The sequence below is a fragment of the Bacillus sp. P4_D3 genome (genome assembly GCF_056401855.1).
The window spans coordinates 1-889 of sequence record NZ_JBFUIN010001056.1 but is presented as its reverse complement, the minus strand read 5'-3'; the positions used below and the strand labels follow the sequence as shown (position 1 = coordinate 889).

Sequence of the window (889 nt, the reverse complement as noted above, 5' to 3'; positions counted from 1 at the left end):
CACGTACATTGCTGGCATTGATGAAGTGGGCCGTGGGCCGTTAGCAGGACCTGTTGTGACGGCGGCTGTCGTCCTTCCAGAAGATTTTTATATTCCAGGATTAAATGACTCGAAAAAATTAAGTGAAGCGAAACGTGAGCGTTTTTATGATGAAATTAAAGAGCATGCAATTGCGATTGGAGTGGGAATTGTATCACCACAAGTTATTGATGAAATAAATATTTATCAAGCGACGAAGCAAGCGATGTTAGATGCCGTTGCTAATTTATCATGTACACCAGAATATTTATTAATCGATGCGATGAAGCTTCCTACATCAATTCCGCAAACATCAATCATTAAAGGTGATGCGAAAAGTGTCTCTATTTCAGCTGCATCTATTATTGCGAAAGTGACGAGAGATCGCATGATGAAAGAGTTAGGAGGAAAGTATCCTGCATATGGATTTGAACAACATATGGGATATGGGACGAAACAGCATTTAGAAGCGATTGAAGTACATGGAGTATTAGAGGAACATCGAAAATCATTTGCGCCAATTAAAGATATGATTCAAAAATAAGCTGTATATTCACAGCTTATTTTTTATTTTGGTATATAAACATTATTATTTTCGAAAAAGAATAAAGCGATTTCAGTTTTCTGACACTTTATTGTAGACAGCGTGCCAATCATCTTATACAATGGCAATGTAATGTTTTTTAAACATTAAAAAACTTTTCGAGTAAAACAGGAAAACAGGGGAGGATGGGACCATGAATATCCATGAGTACCAAGGTAAGGCAGTCCTTAGAAGCTATGGGGTTAGCGTTCCGAACGGGAAGGTTGCATTTACAGTAGAAGAAGCTGTAGAAGCAGCGAAAGAATTAGGAACGGAAGTATGTGTAGT

At 37.8% G+C, this 889-nt stretch carries 2 protein-coding genes; both read left to right on the top strand.

The genetic code is table 11. From position 1 onward, the window contains the following. On the top strand, positions 1-562 hold a 562-nt coding region (locus tag AC1DTM_RS29120; RefSeq protein ID WP_477001560.1), incomplete at its 5' end, for a ribonuclease HII. 193 nt (positions 563-755) lie between these two features. Further along, positions 756-889 (top strand): ATP-grasp domain-containing protein (locus AC1DTM_RS29115; RefSeq protein ID WP_477001561.1); only part of this gene is annotated, 134 nt, incomplete at its 3' end.